The 18,950-nt window shown below is 61.2% G+C and carries 15 protein-coding genes; 3 read left to right on the top strand and 12 right to left on the bottom strand.

Annotated elements, in window-relative coordinates; translation table 11 throughout:
* Both ACK4FF_RS00005 and ACK4FF_RS00010 read right to left on the bottom strand, forming a co-directional pair.
* Positions 1–787 (bottom strand): acyl-CoA dehydrogenase N-terminal domain-containing protein (locus tag ACK4FF_RS00005; RefSeq protein ID WP_409703057.1); only part of this gene is annotated, 787 nt, incomplete at its 3' end.
* Between the two features lie 25 nt (positions 788–812).
* Positions 813–1,427, bottom strand: coding sequence for a TetR/AcrR family transcriptional regulator (locus ACK4FF_RS00010; RefSeq protein ID WP_409703060.1), 615 nt, complete (start codon positions 1,425–1,427; stop codon positions 813–815).
* A gap of 218 nt (positions 1,428–1,645) precedes the next feature.
* On the opposite strand from ACK4FF_RS00010, the gene ACK4FF_RS00015 reads away from it, so the two are divergent.
* Complete coding sequence (locus ACK4FF_RS00015; protein WP_409703063.1) at positions 1,646–2,074, top strand: DoxX family protein; 429 nt, start codon at positions 1,646–1,648, stop codon at positions 2,072–2,074.
* 29 nt (positions 2,075–2,103) lie between these two features.
* On the opposite strand, the gene pdeM is transcribed toward ACK4FF_RS00015, so the two are convergent.
* On the bottom strand, positions 2,104–2,757 hold the full coding sequence (gene pdeM / locus ACK4FF_RS00020; protein ID WP_409703066.1) for a ligase-associated DNA damage response endonuclease PdeM: 654 nt from the start codon (positions 2,755–2,757) through the stop codon (positions 2,104–2,106).
* 96 nt (positions 2,758–2,853) lie between these two features.
* Between pdeM and ACK4FF_RS00025 the strand changes: the two genes are divergently transcribed.
* Complete coding sequence (locus tag ACK4FF_RS00025) at positions 2,854–3,390, top strand: hypothetical protein (protein ID WP_409703069.1); 537 nt, start codon at positions 2,854–2,856, stop codon at positions 3,388–3,390.
* Between the two features lie 3 nt (positions 3,391–3,393).
* Here ACK4FF_RS00025 and ACK4FF_RS00030 read toward each other — a convergent pair whose 3' ends face one another.
* The 3 genes from ACK4FF_RS00030 to ACK4FF_RS00040 are packed head-to-tail and all read right to left on the bottom strand — an operon-like array spanning position 3,394 to position 11,313.
* Positions 3,394–6,036 (bottom strand): ligase-associated DNA damage response DEXH box helicase, encoded by a 2,643-nt coding sequence (locus tag ACK4FF_RS00030; RefSeq protein WP_409703072.1) that lies wholly within the window; start codon positions 6,034–6,036, stop codon positions 3,394–3,396.
* Positions 6,037–6,065: 29 nt separating this feature from the next.
* Entirely contained in the window at positions 6,066–10,268 is a 4,203-nt protein-coding gene (locus tag ACK4FF_RS00035) for a proline dehydrogenase family protein (protein WP_409703076.1), read from the bottom strand.
* Positions 10,258–11,313 carry an ornithine cyclodeaminase gene (locus ACK4FF_RS00040; protein WP_409703079.1) on the bottom strand — a complete coding sequence of 352 codons (1,056 nt, stop codon included), beginning with the start codon at positions 11,311–11,313 and terminating at the stop codon, positions 10,258–10,260. Before ACK4FF_RS00040 ends, ACK4FF_RS00035 begins: the two co-directional genes overlap by 11 nt.
* Positions 11,314–11,458: 145 nt before the next feature.
* Here ACK4FF_RS00040 and ACK4FF_RS00045 point away from each other — a divergent pair, with 145 nt between their 5' ends.
* Positions 11,459–11,884 (top strand): Lrp/AsnC family transcriptional regulator, encoded by a 426-nt coding sequence (locus tag ACK4FF_RS00045; protein WP_409703082.1) that lies wholly within the window; start codon positions 11,459–11,461, stop codon positions 11,882–11,884.
* Here ACK4FF_RS00045 and mnmH read toward each other — a convergent pair.
* From mnmH to ACK4FF_RS00075, 6 genes are read right to left on the bottom strand one after another with little or no spacing between them, the layout of a single operon-like run.
* A complete protein-coding gene (gene mnmH, locus ACK4FF_RS00050) occupies positions 11,869–12,927 on the bottom strand; it encodes a tRNA 2-selenouridine(34) synthase MnmH (RefSeq protein ID WP_409703085.1) in 1,059 nt (352 codons plus the stop codon). The two genes, ACK4FF_RS00045 and mnmH, sit on opposite strands and share 16 nt — an antisense overlap.
* A 30-nt stretch (positions 12,928–12,957) precedes the next feature.
* Positions 12,958–13,908, bottom strand: coding sequence for a DUF429 domain-containing protein (locus ACK4FF_RS00055; RefSeq protein ID WP_409703088.1), 951 nt, complete (start codon positions 13,906–13,908; stop codon positions 12,958–12,960).
* Entirely contained in the window at positions 13,905–15,674 is a 1,770-nt protein-coding gene (locus tag ACK4FF_RS00060; protein WP_409703090.1) for a cisplatin damage response ATP-dependent DNA ligase, read from the bottom strand. Before ACK4FF_RS00060 ends, ACK4FF_RS00055 begins: the two co-directional genes overlap by 4 nt.
* On the bottom strand, positions 15,671–16,720 hold the full coding sequence (locus ACK4FF_RS00065; protein ID WP_409703093.1) for a ligase-associated DNA damage response exonuclease: 1,050 nt from the start codon (positions 16,718–16,720) through the stop codon (positions 15,671–15,673). The genes ACK4FF_RS00060 and ACK4FF_RS00065 overlap by 4 nt, the downstream gene beginning before the upstream one ends.
* Positions 16,721–16,736: 16 nt before the next feature.
* Positions 16,737–18,071, bottom strand: a complete 1,335-nt coding sequence (locus ACK4FF_RS00070; RefSeq protein ID WP_409703096.1) for a phospholipase D-like domain-containing protein — start codon at positions 18,069–18,071, stop codon at positions 16,737–16,739.
* Entirely contained in the window at positions 18,068–18,865 is a 798-nt protein-coding gene (locus tag ACK4FF_RS00075) for an endonuclease/exonuclease/phosphatase family protein (protein WP_409703099.1), read from the bottom strand. The genes ACK4FF_RS00070 and ACK4FF_RS00075 overlap by 4 nt, the downstream gene beginning before the upstream one ends.
* Positions 18,866–18,950: the final 85 nt, after the last annotated feature.

The following is an 18,950-nucleotide window of genomic DNA, read 5'->3' on the forward strand; positions in this document are numbered from 1 at the left end:
GAATGCCCATTTTGTGTTCGATGGCGCCGCAGTTGATGGGGTTGCGTGCACCCAGTGAACCGTCAGCGTTGGGGATGAACTTGGGCACGAGGAACAGGGAGATACCCTTGGTGCCGGCAGGCGCGTCGGGCAGGCGGGCCAACACCAGGTGAATGATGTTCTCGGCCATGTCGTGTTCACCACTGCTGATGAAGATTTTCGCGCCGGTGATTTTGTAGCTGCCGTCGGCTTGTGGCTCGGCCTTGCTGCGCAGCATGCCCAGGTCGGTACCGCAGTGGGGTTCGGTCAGGCACATGGTGCCGGTCCATTCGCCGCTGGTCAGCTTGGGCAGGTAGGTGGATTTTTGTTCGGGGGTGCCGTGGGCGTGCAGGCAGTCGTAAGCGCCGTGGGTCAGGCCGGGGTACATGGTCCAGGCTTGGTTGGCGGCGTTCATCATTTCGTAGAAGGCCTGGTTCACGGTGACGGGCAGGCCTTGGCCGCCGAATTCAGGGTCGCAGCTCAGTGAGGCCCAACCAGCTTCCACAAACTTGGCGTAGGCTTCTTTGAAGCCTGTGGGTGTTTTGACGGAGAAGTCGGTTTTGTTGTGGGTACAGCCTTCGGAGTCGCCCACGGCGTTCAGGGGTTGCAGAACCTCAGCGCAGAACTTGCCACCCTCTTCCAGAATCTGGTTCATGGTGTCGGCGTCCATGTCTGCAAACGCGGGAATTTCCTTGAAGGTGGCTTCGGCGTTAAACAGCTCGTGCATCACGAATTGCATATCGCGAATGGGTGGCGTGTATTGGCTCATGCTAAGTCTCCTGGTACTGCGTAGGTTAGGGTTCTGTCGTTTTGGCTTCTTGGTTTTGGTAATGGGCAATCATGCGCTCAAAGCCATTGCGGGCACGTTGCACGGAATGAATATCGCCCATGAGGCGACCTTGTTGGTGGGCTGCGAGAATGAGCCCCACCATGTCAAAGACCAATTGGTCCGCTTCCAGCGCACGGGCACACAGGTGCCCTTCGTCGATGGCTTGAGACGCTGCACGATGCATTTCCTTTTGCCAATCGCGGTGCATTTTCACCAGCACGTCGCGCACGGCGCCGGGCCGGTCGTCGTATTCTGTGGCGCCGGAAATGTAAATACAACCGCTGTCGATTTCCTTGCCGATCCGGTCCAGCCAGCGCATGAAAATCGCCTTCAAGCGGGGCAAACCGCGAGGCTCTTTCAAACAGGGGAACAGCACGGACTGGATGAACTGGGTTTCGTACTCTTTAAGGACAGCGATCTGCAAATCTTCACGCGAGCCAAAGTGGGCAAACACGCCGCTTTTGCTCATGGTCATCTTTTCCGCGATTGAGCCAATGGTCAAGCCCTCGAGCCCTTGTGTGGACGCGATGTCGAGAGCCGCCTCCACGATGGCGACACGGGTTTGCTCACCTTTGCGCATGAAAAATAGACCGAACGTTCGTTTTTTTATGAGTGTACGTTATTTCCGGGAAAAAAGGCAAAGGCCTTGGGGTGGCTGGGCTTGGCCTGAGTTCGGGGGTTTGGCTGCGTATTTTTATTCTATTTTTTTGAACAAGATAGAAAAAGGATTATTAACCCACGCTGGGCGATGGGGCGCATGATTCACCCATCATCAACAACCACAAGAGGTGGACGATCATGACAACAAGCACTGAAAAACTGAATTTTATTGAAGCAACCCTGAACACTGTACAGGCCCCTTTGGCCCATGTGGGCCGAGTGTTGTTGGCGCTGATGTTTGTGCTGGCCGGTTTCAGCAAGGTGACGGGCTTTGCTGGCACAGCGGGCTACATTGCCTCGGTGGGCCTGCCCCTGCCCGAAGTGCTGACCGTGGTGACCATTGTGGTTGAGATTGGCGCTGGCCTGGCCTTGATGCTGGGCTTTCAGGCCCGCATTGCAGCCTTGGTGCTGGCAGGCTTTACCTTGGCGGCCTCGGTGATTTTCCACAACTACTGGGCCATGCCTGCCGACCAGGCCTTTGTGCAGCAGTTGCTGTTCATGAAGAACATCAGCGTGGCCGGTGGCCTGCTGCTGGTGGCTGCACTGGGCGGCAAAGCACGGCAATAAGGCCCGGCAGTAAGGCCCGGCGTTAAGCCCTAGCCCACCACGGGCACACACCAATCGGCGGCGTCTGGTTTAACCGGATGGCCGCCGGTGAACGTTCCAAAGGCAGGCAAGGTGAGCACGCCAGCCTCGCAATGAAAACAGGGCAAGCGTGCCCTGTCCCGCCCCTTGCCCTGCAAGTGCACGACCGGGTGCACATGCCCGGCAATCACCAATTGCCCGGTCACGGTTTGAGGGTGGTGGCACAGGCTGAAGCGGCCCATGGCCCAAGGTTCATCCACTACGGCGATGTTCAGGCTGGCTGGGGGGTCGCCTGCGCGGTCGTCGTGGTTGCCGCGCACCAGCGTCATGCCCACTGCCGCGTGCTGGCTGCGCCATGCGGCCAGGGCCTGCAACAGGTCGGGGTTGTGGGCGGCCCGGGCGTGAAGCAGATCACCCAGGAAAACCAAATGCGCAGGCTGGTGGGCAAGCATCAACGCGGTGAGGCGGTTGAGGTTGTCTTGCGTGGTGCCTGCCGGCACGGGTACACCCAATTGGCGAAACGTGGCGGCTTTGCCCAGATGCACATCGGCCACCAACAGAGCCTGATGTTCGGGCAACAACACAGCCCGGCCCAACAACAAGTCGATGGGGCCAAAGGGTGTTTGCTTGCGGCAAACAGGCTGGGCTGAGGTGAGCAGCTGCATGGGCAGAACGGAACGTTGTTCAATCAGACCGGAGTGACTGCGGAATCATTGGGACCGAACAAGACACCAATTTTTTTCAGTTTACCGAAGAGGTTGATGATGGGTTGGCTTACTAGGACAGATCCTGCAAAAACTGCACGGAATGAATTGGCATTCAACACTCTGGGCGATCTGGCGTCACACAACCATGTGACTGCAACAGGATTCAAGATTATTGCGGAGCAAGAACTTCGAAGAGCGGCCAATCTGCACCAACGCGCCCTCCACCAAGCCGCCTATTCAGTGGCCGACCAATTGGCCAGAAGCCAGACCAACTTAAGTGACTTGACTCAGTTAATACAAATGGGAACCAAAGCGCTTCAAAATTGCGAAGATGCAATTGATTACCTAAAAAGGCAATGTTCATTGAAACGCTCTGATCGCGAAGTGAACATGAATTCGGCTGAGTTAGTCAAAGCTGCCGAAGATGAATTCGAACAGGTACAAAGTGTGATGGTCAATATGGCCATCAATGATCACAGCCACCTGAAACGTGTAGTCGCAGAAATCGACAAAGCGGATGCACAACTTAACGGCCAATACTCTACCGCAAGGGCGGGGTTCATCGCCGTTCCACAATTCAAGTTTGGCTAAGCCCTAACCCGCCAGCGCCGCCTTCTCCAGCTCGGCCACCATCCGGGCCACACGGTCACTGAGGCTTTCGGTACTCACACTTTCGCGCAAGCGTTCAATCAGCAACGGGAAGGCGAAAGGGGTGGGCCTGTCGATGGTGCGAAACACCAGCCGTTTGCGCTGCATGGCTTTCAGGCTGCTGCGCATGCGGGTCAAATCCAGCTCATGTTCCAGCGCCTCGCGTTCGGCCTGGGTGAGCAGCAAATTGCCTTGGTCGAATTTTCGGAATACATCGAAGAACAGGCTGCTGGAAGCCTGCAACTGGCGGGCACTTTTACCCGCGCCGGGAAAGCCTTGAAACACCAACCCTGCAATGCGGGCAATTTCGCGGAAACGGCGCTGGGCCAATTCCGAGGCATTCAGGCAGGCCATGACATCGTCCAACAGGCCTTCGGTGCTCAACACCGGGGCCTGACCGCCCTTCAAGCCCAGCCAATGCGCCCAGTCCACCGGCTCGGGGCTGAGCAATTCGAAACCGTAGTCGCTCATGGCGATGGAGAATGTACCGGGCACGTGCTGCGAGGCGCGCCACGCAAACAGACTGGCCAAGCCAATGTGCACGGTGCGCCCTTCAAACGGATACACAAACAAGTGGTGGCCTTCTTTGCTGTGCAGGGTTTCAACCACCAGAGTTTGCGTGTCGGGAATGGCACTCCAACGGGCCTGCAAAGCCAACAAGGCTTGAACAGCCTGCAACTCCGGCCCCGGCATGGGTGTGCCTTGGGCCAGTGCTTGTGAAGCGGACTCAAGCATCAACAGTGAGGCGTGGGCCAGTTCACTGCTCAGTGGCATTTTGCCGCCCTGCCACTGCGGCACGGTGGCCTTTTTGCGCGAGGCCTTGCGCACATACGCAGTCATGTCGCGCACCTTCACCAATTCCAGCACGCGGCCTGCGAAGCTGAAACAATCACCGGGTTTCAAGCGGGCAATAAACCCTTCTTCAATGGTGCCCAATCGGCCGCCTGTCATCCACGCCACTTGCATGGACGAGTCCGACACAATGGTGCCCACCGACATGGCATGACGGCGCGCAATGTCGCGGCGCGGTACGCGGTACACACCGGCTTCGTCGCGGGCGATGCGTTGGTAATCAGGGTAGGCTTGAAGGCTGTCACCGCCCTGCTCGGCAAAACACACGGCCCAGTCGAACGCTTCGCGCGTCAAGTCTTTGTAAGCCCAGCTTTGGCGCACTTCTGCATACAAAGCGTCAGGCTCAAAGCCTGAGCCCATGGCCACAGACACCACATGTTGAACCAGCACATCCAGCGGGGCCTGTGGGCTGTGACGGCTTTCAATTTGACCAGCCAGCGCCGCGTGACGGGCAGCGGCCGCCTCTACCAATTCCAGTGCATGGGTGGGCACCACGGTGATGCGGGAAGGCCTGCCCGGCGCATGGCCAGACCGGCCAGCCCGTTGAAGCAAACGGGCCACACCCTTGGGCGAGCCGATTTGCAGCACACGCTCAACAGGCAGAAAGTCCACACCAAGGTCCAGCGATGAGGTGCACACCACGGCTTTGAGTGCACCGGCTTTCAGGCCTGTTTCAACCCAGTCGCGCACTGATTTGTCCAGCGAACCATGGTGCAAGGCGATAAGTCCGGCCCATTCGGGTTTGGCTTCCAGCACGGCGTGGTACCAAATTTCAGCCTGTGAACGGGTGTTGGTAAACACGAGGGTGGAGGCGCTGCTGTCCAGTTCGCGCACCACCCAGTCCAGTTGTGACAAACCCAAATGGCCACCCCACGGAAAGCGGTGTTCGCCATCGGGAATCAAGCTATCGATGAGCAAGGCCTTGGGCAAGGCGCCCTGCACCAACACAGGTGGCTTGGGGGCGGCTTGCACTGGGTGGGTCAGCACCTGAAGCGCGGTCTGCAAATTGCCCAAGGTGGCACTTAGGCCCCACACCTGAAGCGCAGGGTTCACCGTGGCCAAGCGGGCCAGTGCAAGTTGCAGTTGCACGCCACGTTTGTTGCCCACCAGTTCGTGCCATTCATCCACCACCACAATCGCAATGTCGCGAAGGGCGTCCTGCCCGGCTGCGCGGGTCAGCATGAGGGTGAGGCTTTCAGGGGTGGTGACAAGTGCAGCCGGTGGCTTGCGCTGAATCTGGCTGCGTGTGGCGGTGTCTGTGTCACCGGTCAGCATGCCCACCTGCAGGTCGGTGAGCAGTTCGCATGCGCTGGCTTGAAGGGCTTTGGTGGTGTCTGCGGCCAAGGCGCGCATGGGCGTCACCCACAACACGCGGGTTCGCGCTGCGCGTGGGGCAGGCTTGGGGGCCAGGGCCAGCAAAGCCCCAAACCAAACCGCCATGGTTTTTCCGGCACCCGTGGTGGCATGCAACAAGCCGCTGTGGCCAGCCTGCATGGCGGCCCACACCTGTTGCTGGTAATCGAACGCGCGCCATTGTCGGCGTTCAAAGAACGCCTGCACCTGCACCGGGCCAAGTGCCGACAGGGGCACGGCATGGGGTGAAGCGGCGGCCTGGGTGGAGGGCTGTGTGGGTTCGCTGGGCGCTTGGGTTTTGGCTGCACGCCGTTGACGTTGCCGCAAGGCTTTGAGCTGGGTTCCCACATTGGGACCCGGCGGAATTCCCCGAAACTCTGCCATAGACCACCCAGTACTGCATTGAATGGCGCTTATTGTGCCATGCCCAGCAATTCCGGATTGCCGCCCATGGCGGCTGTGTTCACGCTGAGCACTTGTTCCCACAGCAGTGCGTGCAAGGGGTAGCGGCCATCAGGCCCCGGGCCACACACGGGCACCAGCGCAGGCTGATTGTCAAACACTGCGCGATGCACCAGCTGCAGTGTGGCGGCGTCGCCAGCCACCAGCACAGCGTCCACCCGGCTTAAAGGTGGGTTGGGGCCTGCCCACACCTGGTTGCCAGTGGCCAAGGCCTGTTCGGTTTGGGCTCGCACATCCGAGGGCGATGGGCCTGCACACCACACCAGCCCGCGTGGCTTGTGGTTCAGGGTGTTGCGCTCGCCGACCGGGCCGGGCAGCAACAAGGGTTCGGCTGCGGGCAAGGGGCAAGCGCTGACCCAGGGCAACAACCAACGCCCACCCGCCTTGGGCCCGGTGCCCGAAAGGCCACGGCCACCAAAAGGCTGCGAGCCCACCACCGCGCCGATGGTGTTTCGGTTGATGTAGAGGTTGCCCACACGCAATCGGTCCGCAAACGATTGGTGAACGGATTCTATGCGGCTGTGCAAGCCCGCAGTCAGGCCATACCCCAGAGCGTTGATGCGTTCCAGCGTGGCTTCCAGTTCGTGGGCGCCATAACGAAGGATGTGCAACACCGGGCCAAAGACTTCGTCGCCCAAATCCTCCCAGTCATTCAATTCCACCACCGTGGGCGGACAGAACCAGTCCGACTGACCCTGTCCATGGTCGGGCCAGTGGGTGCGGTGCACGGGCAAGCCACGGTCCAGGCACTGGCCCACATAATGTTCCACCGCCATCCAGGCCTGTTGGTCGATCATGGGGCCAACATCGGTGTTGGGCTGATGGGCCGGGCCGATCACCCAGGTGGCCATGACGGCCTTCAGGCGTTGAAGCACTGTGTCGGCAATGTCATCTTGCACACACAGCACGCGGGTGGCTGAGCAGCGTTGGCCGGCGCTGTCGAACGCGGACTCCATCACATCACGCACCAGTTGGTCCACATGGGCAGTGGCATCGGCCAGCATGACATTCTGCCCACCCGTTTCCGCCACCAGCAGGGCTGGGGGGCCATCGCCGGACGTGTTGAGCAAGGTGTTTTGAATGTGGCGGGCCACCTCGCAGGAACCGGTGAACATCACCAAACCAACACCGGGGGCCTGAACCAGCTGGGCGCCCACATCACCATCACCATGCAACACCTGAACCAGCGACTGCGACAAGCCCACGGCTTTGCAGGCTGCGTGCATGCAACGCAGCACCCACTGTGCGCAATGGGGTGTTTGCTCGGCGGGCTTGAGCAGCACCGGGCGGCCACTGGCCAAAGCCGTGACCATTTGGCCCACCAAAATGGCCACCGGGAAATTCCATGGGCTGATGCACAGGGCCACACCCGCAGGTGGCTTGGTGGGCTGCAGGGTGAGCACCTGCGTGGCGTTGTGTTCGCAAAAGTCGATGGCTTCACGCCATTCAGCCACAGCACTGCGCCAGGTTTTTCGGGCTTCGTGGACAAGGCACACGAGGGCGGAATCGCGGTCCTGAACCATGGCGTGGGCCAAGGCTTTAAACAGTGCCGAGCGCTGCTGCAGACTGGATGCAGCCCATGTGTGGTGTTGTGCCCGAGCGGCGTTCAATGCTTGGCCAATGTGGGCTGGGTTGGCCCATTCAGGCCGTTCGCCCAGCACAGGCCGGGGCACACCCAAGGCCAGCAGGTGGTGTAACTCGGCGGGGTCCAGAATGTCCAGTCCGGGGGAATTGTTGCGGGCCATTGACGGGTGGCCTGTGTACAGTTCGCTGGCCTGAAGGCTGTGGGCTTTGGCCCTTGAAGCGGACGCAGCACGCAAGGCACTGAGCGGTGATTGCAGCACTTCATCCAGCGGCGTTGAAGGGTCCGCAAGGCGGTGAACGAAGGAGGTGTTGGCGCCGTTTTCCAGAAGGCGGCGCACCAGGTAAGGCAACAGGTCCACGGCCGGGCCAATGGGCGCATAGGTTCGACAGGGCACAGGCACATGGCTGTAAAGGGCCTCGCCCATGCCATGCAGGGCCTGCATTTCAAAGTCGCTGACCCCGTGGCGGCGTGCAAGGTGCAGCACCGCCGCCACCGACCACGCGTTGTGTGTGGCCAGTTGGGGGAAAAACACATCGGGCCGGGCCAAAAGTTGGTCGGCACACACAAGGTAGTTCAGGTCGGTGAGGTGTTTGCCGATGAACACCGGGCATTGCGCAAGGCCAGCCTGTTGGGCCAGCTTGACCTCAGTGTCCCAGTAAGCGCCTTTGACCAAACGCACCGGGAAGCGATGGCCCGTGTTCTGCGCCAACTGTGCCAAGCTTTCAAGCACGGCATGCGCACGGGTCTGGTAGGCCTGCACCACAAAACCCAAGCCTTGATAAGCCCGCAATGAAGGCTCGTACGCCAAGCGTTCAAACAAGGCCAGAGACAACTCGAGGCGGTGGCATTCTTCAGCGTCCAAGTTGACCATGACACCGTGGCTGTGCGCCTGCTGAACCAAGCGCAGCAAACGCGGATACAGATGGCGATGTACCTCTGCGGCGTGCAAGGTGTCGTAATGCCAATAGAGGGCGGACAGTTTGATGGACACACTGTGCTTCGGGCTCATTGAATGAGCCTGAGTGTTGCCCACACAATCGATGGCATGGCGGTAGGCGGCCTCGTAACGGTCAGCGTCTGCCGGGGCCAGCGCGGCTTCGCCCAGCATGTCGAACGAGCACAGTACACCGGCTGAATCGGCCTTGTGCATACCCTGTTCAATGGTGTCAGCCATCACAAACTGTTGGCCCAGCACACCGACCGCCTGTGTGACTGCCGCGCGCAGCAGGGGCTCGCCCCCCCTCGCCAGCGCCGCTGTAAGGGCACGCCAACCCTCGGTGTGGTTGAGGGCACTGACCCATTTGCCTGCAATCAACAGCCCCCAGGTGGTGGCATTGACGAACAGGGAATCACTGTGCCCCAAGTGAGATGACCAATCGGGCTTGCCCAAGGCATCGTGAATCAGGGCATCTCGGGTGGCGTTGTCAGGCACCCGCAACAGGGCTTCGGCCAAACACATCAAGGCCATGCCTTCGGGGGTACTCAAGCCGTACTCATGCATCAGGCGGTGCACACCAAGGCGGGCGGGTTGCCTTTGCCGCATGGCGGTGACCCACTGCGCGGCATCGGCGTGTATGCGGCTTTCGTCAAGGTTCAGGCGGCTGACTGTTTCGGCAAGCTGCTGTTCGTGCTCGGCCTGTGGCCGATGGCGAGCGGCCTGAAGACCAGCCCGGTTGGAGAGGGCCAGCCTCACCAACTGCTGAACCGCCTTGGCCGTGCGGCCTGCCTCATCGCGCCGGGGGTTGTATTCCACCACGTCCATCGACGCCACCTGCCCTGTTTGGGCAAGCCTGAGCAGGCACTGCGCCATGGTGTCCACCCCGGGCCCGCCCTGCACCGGGGTTCCAACACCGGGCGCCTCCTCGGGGTTGAGGCTGTCCACATCGAAGCTGATGTGCAGGTGCGCGTTGGGGGGAATGTGGGCAAGGACACGCGTCATGGCCTCGTCCACACCCAAGTTGGCCAGGTCAGCGGTGCTGACCCGGTGCAGCCCGCTGGCCTCGACAGCAAGCGACTCCAGCGGGTCCATTTCACGCAGGCCCAGGTAACAGACTTGATCGGGTTTGAGGGCGGCGCGATGGCCCATCACAGCCAACAACTCAGGCGGCCCTTGACCGCACAGGCAAGCCAAGGGCATGCCATGCAGGTTGCCGGTGGGTGAGGTGTCGGCGGTGTTGAAATCGGCGTGGGCGTCCACCCAGACAACACGCAAAGGGCGGTTGACTGCGCGACAGTGGGCCGCCACTGCGGCAATGGACCCGATGGACAAGGCATGATCACCACCCAGCATCACAGGCAGGTGGCCTTGCGCCAGTGATGTTTCCACCGCCCCATACACCTGCTGCACCCACGCCGCAGTTTCCTGCAAATTGCGATAACCACCCAACACCGGTGTGTTGGGGTTGGCAGGGCCACTCAGTGGGAGTGGGCAATGCACAGCCCAGTGCTGTTGGCGCAAACTCTCAGCCAGCGTGGCGGCCAGCACTGCAGGCGCCTCTTCGGTGCCCGGGCTGGTGGTGCCCACGCTGGTGCCCGCTTGAATGAGGGCAAGGGCTGGATCACGCCGCATGAACCACCCCATTGTGCGCGGTGTGCAGGCAACCGTAGAGGTCTTTCGGGTTGGCGCTTGAAGGGGCCAGTGACACCCAATGCCCAAGGTTGTCCTCTTGCGCCATTTGCCACCAGGTACGCAAGGTGCTGAAGTCTTCCAGCGCAAAGCCGACAGAATCGAACACGGTGATTTGGTCGGGATGTTGACGGCCGGGCACTTGGCCCGAGAGCACGCGCCACAATTCGGTGACGGGGAAGTCGGCGGGCATTTGTTGAATGTCGCCTTCCACACGGGTTTGTGGTTCGTATTCAACCACCACACGGGCAGCGGCCAGCACGTCGGGATGCAACTCGGTTTTACCGGGGCAGTCGCCCCCCACCGCATTGATGTGCGCACCGGGCCGCACGGCCTGCGCCGTGAACAATTGGGCCTTGCATTTGTCCGCCGTGAGGGTTGTGATCACATCCGCCTCTTGGACTGCTTCATCCACGCTATGACACAGACTAACCCGCAAGCCTTCAGTCTTCAAGCGTCGGGCCAAACGAAGGCTTGCCTCTGGGTCCACATCAAACAGCCTGAACTGTTGAACGCCCATCAGGCCTGCAAAGGCCAGCGCCTGAAACTCGCTTTGTGCGCCATTGCCAATGACCGCCATGCAGACAGGAGGCGCGGCCACCATGGCCCGTGCGGCCAACACCGAGGTAGCCGCCGTGCGCAGTGCGGTACTTAAGGTGAGTTCGCTGAGCAGCACCGGCACCCCGGTGTGCACAGGGGCCAATGCCCCCAAGGCCATGACTGTGGGCAAGCCTTGCTTCGGGTTGCCAGGGTGGCCATTGACGTACTTGACCGAGAACCAATCCCCGTCGGAAATGGGCATGAGCTCAATGACCCCCGCCACGCTGTGACACGCCATGCGGGATGATTTGTCGAATGCGGACCAACGCCGGTAGTCGTGCGCAATGGCGTCGACCAGCGTGTTCAAGACAGTGCGAAAACCCCGGCGGGCAACCAACTCGGCGATGTGATGGGTTTCCAGCAGACGGGTGTGGGGAACGGTGTGCATGGCTGCCCTCCTGGCCGTTTCGGCGGTGTGATGCATGGCCCATGGTGACCCGAGCTGAGGTGCAAGAACCAGCCTGCAAGGTGATTGCAAAAAGCCACTTTTTGCGCACAATGGGTAGACGACTTGCACACAATGAGCAAACACCATGGACAACACGGATTTGCACTTGATCAGCCTGCTGCGCCAGAACGCGCGGCTTGGACTGGTGGACCTGGCCCACAAACTGGGGCTAAGCCGCGCAACCGTGAAAAAGCGGCTGACGCGGCTGGAAGACGAGGGCTTGATTGTGGGCTACACCGTGCTGCTGAAGCCCGAGGTGCAGGACAACACCATCAGCGCGTGGATGAGCATTCAGGTGGAAGGCAACGACACCCGGCGGGTGGTGGCCAGCCTGCTGGGCGAGCCCGGCGTGGCGGCTTTGCATGGCACCAATGGGCGATGGGACTTGCTGGCCGAGTTGCGGGCTGAAAGCCTGCAGGGGCTTTCTGATGTGCTGGAGCGGATTCGGCTGATTCGGGGCATTCAAACCAGCGAAACCAGCATTCACCTGTCGTCTTACAAAGCCTGCTGACCGAGCAGGCTGAGGGCAGCGGCGTTCAGGCTGTTGTCGTCCAGGCTCTGAATGGGCAGGCAGTGGGCTGCGCTGTAACCCGCCAGCCATTGCGGGGTTGATTTTCGGTAAGCCCGGTCGTAATGGCGGGTGAGCAGGTCGGTGACCAAGGCTTCCCATTGACCGGCGTCCACCAAGGCGTGCCACTGTCGAATTTGTTCATGACCGTGCAAGTCTTTAAGAAACGCCAACTGGGTTTTGAGTTGCGCAGGGTTGCTCAGGAAGTAAGCGTAATCGCGCAGTAAAAACTCAACACGGGCTGGCACCTCGGCCTGAACGCGGATGACTTCACCGTGGCGTGTCATTTGCTCGAACACCGCTTCGGGCACCCGCAGCAGGCCAATTTTTTTGCTTTCCGCTTCCACATACACGGGGCGTTGGGGGTCGAACCCCGAGAGGACTTGCCACACGGTGGAGTCGAACATTCTCTGGCTGGGTTGGGCCCGGTCCATCAACAGGCCCAGCACCGACCCCTTGTGGGCGGCCAGGTGTTCCAGGTCCAGCACCTGAGCACCCAGTGCAGCAAGGCGCTGCAACAAAGCACTTTTGGCGCTGCCGGTTTCTCCACAGATGACGCGGAACTTGAAGCGTGAAGGCCACTGCGCCAAGTCCTCAAGCACGCGCTGCCGGAAGGCCTTGTAGCCGCCTTGCAATTGCGATGCGCCCCAGCCAACCTGCCTGAGGATGTGTGTCATGGCGCCGGAGCGGTTACCCCCACGCCAACACACCACCAAGGGGCGCCAGGTTTTGTCATGGTTGGCAAACACCGTGTCCAGGTGATGGGCCACATTGCGCGCCACCATGGCGGCACCCACTTTCTTGGCCTGAAAGATCGACACCTGTTTGTACAGCGTACCCACCACCACCCGCTCTTCATTGCTCAGCACCGGGCAATTGATGGCACCGGGAATGTGGTCCAGCGCGAATTCCGCTGGGGTTCGCACATCGATGATCTGGGTGAATTCGGACAGGTGGTCCAGTCCGACCAAGGGTGGGTGTTTCACGGCGGGCAGGCCAGTGGGCGTAAACCTTGATTATACCGGGATACCGGCAATCCACCCTTCCACCGGGTCTACCCTCAGGGGAAGGCCGAAGCGCTGGTCGGCACGTTTGGCGCACCAGCCCGCCACCAAGGCGCACAGCGCTGCGTCCAGGTGGTCGGCCTTGGGGTCTTCAAGCATCATGCCCCGCACCGACCTTGGAAAGGCCATGCGTATGCCCAGCACCATGCCTTCTTCGAGGGCGCACAACAACTCGGAGCGCGCCATGCGGCGGTCGGCGGTGTCTTTGGCAGCGTCGTCGGATTTGTAACTTTGCCGCCCCAGAATTTGGCGGGCCCAATAGCCCGGGTAGCCTTCCAGGGCGATGCGCCGTTCATCGCCACGGTGCATGCCCGGAATGAACACACCCGCCCTCTGCAGCAAGGGCGCACCGGCATGCAGCATGTACGCCACCGGGGGGTTGACCCACTTCATGGAGGGCGATGAGCCTGCCGGTTTGTCGCAGTACCGGTGGGCGAACTTTTGGCCGGCCGGGCGAGCATCGCACCAAGCCTTGAAGGTGGTGCGGATGTCGGCACGGCTTAGTTTGCTGTAGAAGGTCATGAGGTCGACCCAAGTGCGGTGATCAGACCGGCGCGCACCCGGCCAATTCAAGCCATCCACCAATTCGCGGGACAAGCCAAAAGGCATGTCGATCACCGCCAAAAAGGGCTGCACACTGTCGACCTGTGTCGCTGCGCCGGGCTGGGCTTGTACACCAACACGCATCAGGGTTTCAAACTCCGGCAGGGTGGGCAAGGACAAAGCCGACTGCACCTTCAGCACCGGGCCTTCCCAGCGGGCATGCACCACCGCCACCGGTTTTTTTCGAGTGGGGCTGCTGGAGAAATCAATCCCCAACAAGTCGAACTGTTCCACTTCGGAGAGGGGCAGGCTGCTTTGGGATTCAGGCTCACGGTGTGAGCCTGGCGCGGAGACTGTCATTCCATGTCCTCGGTTGAAACAGATGGGGCGTTGCCGGGCAACAAGGCCTTGAGGGTAGCCAGTGTATCGGCTTGGTGGAGGGCCTTGTCATCGCGAATGCGCAGCATGCGCGGAAAGCGAACCGCCACACCACTTTTGTGGCGTCCAGAAAGGCTGATGCCCTCAAAACCCAGTTCAAACACCAAGGTGGGCACCACGGTGCGCACGGGGCCAAACTTGTCCACGGTGTGTTTGCGAATTTCACGGTCCACGCGTTTGAATTCTTCGTCGGTCAATCCTGAATACGCTTTGGCAAAAGGCACCAAGCGGGGCAAACCCCGGGCTGTGGTGTCGGCCACGGCTTCGCCCTTTGCAATGGCTTGCGCAACGGCCTGTGCCTCCTCGGGGGTTTGGGGGCTGCGGTCCCACACGGCGAAGGTGTAGTCGGTGTACAAGCTGGCACGGCGGCCATGGCCACGTTGGGCGTACACCAGCACACAGTCCACTTGCATGGGGTCGATCTTCCATTTCCACCACAGCCCGTCGGCTTTGGTGCGCCCTGCCCCGTAGCGCGACTGGGCGTGCTTGAGCATGAAGCCCTCAACACCCCGCTCGCGGCTTTGTGCCCGAAGCTGCGCCAACGCGTCCCAACTGTGGGCAGGGTGCGCGGGCGAGCTCACCAAAGGTGAACAGCGAAGCAAAGGGTGATTCAACAAGCCCGGCTCTTGCAGCGATTGTCGGCGTGGCCACTGTGGAGTGTCCAACAGGGTTTGGCCACGAAGGGCCAGAAGGTCGTAGGCCATGAACACGACGGGCGATTCCTGCATCAATTTGCGGGTGACTGATTTGCGGTTCAAGCGCGCTTGCAGGGCCTGAAAGGGCGCAGGCCCTTGCCCGGCCCACACCAGAATTTCACCGTCGAGCACGGTGCCCTCCGGCAGGCCACGCAGGGCCTCGACCAGTTCGGGAAACTGATCGTTGATCAATTCTTCACCGCGAGACCACAGGCACACGGTGTCGCCGTCGCACACAGCCTGTGCGCGTATGCCGTCGTATTTCCATTCCACCAACCAGTCTTCCACCGGCCCCAGGGTGTGAACCTCGTCCTGAAACGGGTGGGCCAGAAAAAACGGGAACGGCTGCCCCGGGGCGCGTGGCAAGTGGGCGTCTTCATCGGGGGCCACCAAGGCCAAGAATGCGCTGGCTGTGGGTTGCCGTTTGGCGTCGGTGTAGCCCATCATGCGGGCGGCAATGCGCCGTGCATCCACCCCGCTGACTTGCGCCAATGCGCGTGTCACCAACAGGCGCGACACACCCACCCGAAACCCACCGCCCACCAGCTTGACCAGCAAGAACCGTTCGGTGGGTGGCAAGGGCAGCCACGCCCGCAAAAAGGCGGTGACGCGTTCGGTGTCATCCAAATCCCGCAGGGGAAGAATGATGCGCTCCATCCATTCCGCCAAACCGGCCTCGATGCGGCTGCCTTGGCCGTCAGTGTGGCTGTGTGCAGCAGGGGGCACCACATGCGCCATGGTTTCGGCCAGGTCGCCCACAGCCTGATAACTTTCTTCAAACAGCCAATCGGGCAGGCCACTGGCTTGCAAGGCCACAGCACGCAGACTGCGGGTTGGCACTGTGCGGCGGGGCTTCCCACCCGACAGGAAATACGCAGCCCACGCGGCATCGGCTGGCTTGGCCTTGGCGAAGTAGTCGGCCATGGCCTGCACTTTGTGCGCTGTGGAGGTGGACGAATCCAGTGTGTTGTACAGGGCGGCGAAGGCTTTCAAAACGGCGCCTCCTGCGGTGCTGTGCCCTCGGGCTGAGGGGCTGGTGCGGGTTCCTCAGCGCCCTGTTCCCCACCATATTCGGTTTGGAAGGCGCGGGCCTGCAAACCCTGATCGCTTAACCAGCGCACCATCGGCTCGACATAGCCGTGGGTGACAATCACCTGCTGGGCACCGGTGGCCCCGATGGCGGACATCAAGCCCGGCCAGTCGGCATGGTCGGACAACACAAACCCCCGGTCCACATTGGCCCGCCGGCGCGAACCGCGCAATTGCATCCAACCCGAGGCCAGGCCGTCGGAATAGCCCTTGGCGAAACGTTTCATCCAGGCAGCGCCCTGTGCGGCGGGGGGTGCAATTGCCAAACAGCGGGACCACACGGCTGGGTCTTCAACCTGACTCACCATCATCGTGTGGGGCAAGGCGACACCCGATTCGGTGTACGCCACATTCAAAGCCTGCGCCGCGCTGTGGCAGACGATGGGGCCTATGAACGCATCCACCCCCGCAACGATGCGTTGGGCCTTGCCGAAGGAGTAGCCATACAACACACTGGCCTTGCCTTCGGCGGCATTGGCCGCCCACCACTGGTTGATGTCGGCAAACACATCAACGGGATTGCGCCAGCGGTACACCGGCAAACCAAAGGTGGATTCGGTGATGAAGGTGTGGCAACGCACTGGTTCGAAAGGGGTGCAGGTGGGGTCGGGCTGGGTTTTGTAATCGCCGCTGATGACCCAGACTTCACCCCGGTATTCCAGCCGCACTTGACACGAGCCCAACACATGGCCTGCAGGGTGCAGGGACACCGTAACCCCACGGTGCACCAAGGTTTGGCCATAGTCCAAAGTGTCGAGATTCAACGCCCCCAAGCGGGACTGGAGCACCCGCGCGCCCGACGTTGCGCACAGGTAATGTTGGTGCCCTGCTCGGGCATGGTCGGCGTGGGCGTGGGTGATGATGGCGCGGTGCACCTTGCGCCAGGGGTCGATGTAAAAATCGCCCGGCGGGCAATACAAACCTTCCGGACGGCTGACCACCAAGTCCATGCTGCAACCCTGCTGTTCAGTAACGGCTACCCCAAGCGGTGATCAACACCGCCAACACCGCCAGTTTATAGCACAGCCAGCTCATGGCCCGGGCGCGCCAGCTTCGCCGTGCGGACCAGTCGGTGTCCACCACGCGGGCATCGTGTTCAATGGCCCGCAGCAATTCCGCCTTCAGTTGCTGGGCAAATTGGCGGTGTTGCACCACGATGTTGGCCTCGCGGGCGAACAAGGTGCTTAAAGGGTCAAGGTTGGACGAACCCACGGTGGCCCACCAGGAATCGACCACCGCTACTTTGGCGTGCAGAAAACTGGGCATGTATTCATACACCTGAACGCCGTGGTCCAACAGTTCATCGTAAAGGTGTTGGGTGGCGTAATGCTGGAAGGGGTATTCCACACGGCCTTGCACCAGCACCTGGACCACCACACCCCGCGCACGGGCGTCGTAAAGTGCGTGGCGCAGTCGGCGGCTGGGCAGAAAATAGGCGTTGGCCAGCACGACCGAGGTGTGGGCCTGTTTCAGGGCCTGAATGTACGCACGTTCAATGCGGCGGCGAAACCGGAAATTGTCGCGCAACACCAGTTGGGTGCGCATGGCGCCGGCTGGGGGCACCGGGCCCAAGGCGTCGTCCTCCGCAAGGAAGCGGGCCAGCCTTTCGCGGCGCAAGCGCCACCAACGCGCAGTGAAGGTGTCGGTGACTTTGCCGCGCGGCCCCACCTGCCACCACAGCCATTGCATGGCGTTCCACACATCCTGCACCACAGGGCCTTGAAGGCGCACTGCGAAATCGTACCGGGGGCCCATCGGTTCGCCTTCCACACGGGCTTCCTGCACACGTTGGCTTAAACCAGCCGCGCCGGCCAGAATGTGCACATAGGCTTGGTGCTCACGCAGTTCAGCCATGCGCAGTTCGTGTTGTTCATCTTCGTGGTTGAGGTCGTCAATCAGGTTGATGCCGCCCACGAAAGCCAATTGCCTGTCCACAGCAATCAGCTTGCGGTGCAAGCGCCTGAGCCTGCTGGCAGACAGGCGCAGTTTCGAACGTTCCGGGCGGAACACGCGCACATGGACACCGGCGCGACGCAGGGCGGGCACATGGTGCTCCACCCCCTCTTGCCCGCCAAAGCCGTCGATAACCACCCGCACATGCACACCGCGCAGGGAGGCATCGCACAGTGCCTTGCACACGGCCATGCCCACTTCGTCGTTGGCGAAAATGTAGGTTTCCACACGGATTTCACGGGTGGCTGACTGCAAGGCCGCCAACACGGCGGGAAAGTAATTCTGCCCGCCGACCAGCAGTTCGGCCTGGTTACCCGGCCGTTCAGGAGGGTGCTGTGCGGGTGTCATGCCGGGCCTTTGGGTTCAAGGTCCACCACGAAGGGCGAGTGGTCGGACAGCGCACTCCATTGGGGGCCATGGGGCACCACGGCTTTCACCGCCTCAAAGCCGCGCACGAACACGCGGTCCAGCCCCAAGACAGGCCAACGCGCAGGAAAGCTGCCCACGCGCACCCAGCGGCGCGCGTGCTGGTCGGGAATCACCTCGTGCGCCTTTAAGCCAGCGCGCAACACCGGGCCCAACTTGCGCCGCCAGTCGTTGAAATCGCCCGCCACAATCAGTGGCAGGTGGGGGTCTGTGTGGCGTTGCACATGACTCACCAGTTGTTCAGCCTGCCGGGCACGGCTGCCACCAAACAGGCCAAAGTGCACCACCAGCGCATGCACTGGCCCCTGCGGGGTGATCACCCGGGCATGCAGCAGGCCGCGTTGCTCAAGGCGATGGTCGGACACGTCCTGATTCATGGCCCATTCAATGGGGAAACGCGACAGCAAAGCATTGCCGTGGTGGCCTTCCGGGTACACCGCGTTCATGCCGTAGGCTGAAAAGTACCGGGGCGCGGAGGCGTGGCCCAGCACGTCGTCCAGAGCGGAATGACCGGCGAGAAATTCATGCTGGCCCTGAGTCGGCCAATGGGGAAACCGACGAGCATGGCCATCGTGCCGACCTTGCACTTCTTGCAGAAAAACAAGGTCTGCGTCCAGATCGTGCAGACAGCGGCGTAATTCATGAATGGTGAGGGCCGGCCTGCGCAGGCCCATCACGCCTTTGTGAATGTTGTAGGTGGCAATGCGCAGTGTCATTGGGCCCAAAAAGTAAGCACTTTACCGACAAAAGCAAAGAAAAACAGAATACTTGTCACATGGACCGGGTATTGTTCACCCATTA

Origin of the sequence: Limnobacter sp., from assembly GCF_046297615.1 — a bacterium.
Classification (GTDB): domain Bacteria; phylum Pseudomonadota; class Gammaproteobacteria; order Burkholderiales; family Burkholderiaceae_B; genus Limnobacter.

Bases quoted from the DNA above. Each gene is read 5' to 3' on its own strand.
- ACK4FF_RS00010 (WP_409703060.1), bottom strand. From the start codon at position 1,427: ATGCGCAAAGGTGAGCAAACCCGTGTCGCCATCGTGGAGGCGGCTCTC.
- ACK4FF_RS00015 (WP_409703063.1), top strand. From the start codon at position 1,646: ATGACAACAAGCACTGAAAAACTGAATTTTATTGAAGCAACCCTGAAC.
- pdeM (WP_409703066.1), bottom strand. From the start codon at position 2,757: ATGCAGCTGCTCACCTCAGCCCAGCCTGTTTGCCGCAAGCAAACACCC.
- ACK4FF_RS00025 (WP_409703069.1), top strand. From the start codon at position 2,854: ATGATGGGTTGGCTTACTAGGACAGATCCTGCAAAAACTGCACGGAAT.
- ACK4FF_RS00030 (WP_409703072.1), bottom strand. From the start codon at position 6,036: ATGGCAGAGTTTCGGGGAATTCCGCCGGGTCCCAATGTGGGAACCCAG.
- ACK4FF_RS00035 (WP_409703076.1), bottom strand. From the start codon at position 10,268: ATGCGGCGTGATCCAGCCCTTGCCCTCATTCAAGCGGGCACCAGCGTG.
- ACK4FF_RS00040 (WP_409703079.1), bottom strand. From the start codon at position 11,313: ATGCACACCGTTCCCCACACCCGTCTGCTGGAAACCCATCACATCGCC.
- ACK4FF_RS00045 (WP_409703082.1), top strand. From the start codon at position 11,459: ATGGACAACACGGATTTGCACTTGATCAGCCTGCTGCGCCAGAACGCG.
- ACK4FF_RS00055 (WP_409703088.1), bottom strand. From the start codon at position 13,908: ATGACAGTCTCCGCGCCAGGCTCACACCGTGAGCCTGAATCCCAAAGC.
- ACK4FF_RS00065 (WP_409703093.1), bottom strand. From the start codon at position 16,720: ATGGACTTGGTGGTCAGCCGTCCGGAAGGTTTGTATTGCCCGCCGGGC.
- ACK4FF_RS00070 (WP_409703096.1), bottom strand. From the start codon at position 18,071: ATGACACCCGCACAGCACCCTCCTGAACGGCCGGGTAACCAGGCCGAA.
- ACK4FF_RS00075 (WP_409703099.1), bottom strand. From the start codon at position 18,865: ATGACACTGCGCATTGCCACCTACAACATTCACAAAGGCGTGATGGGC.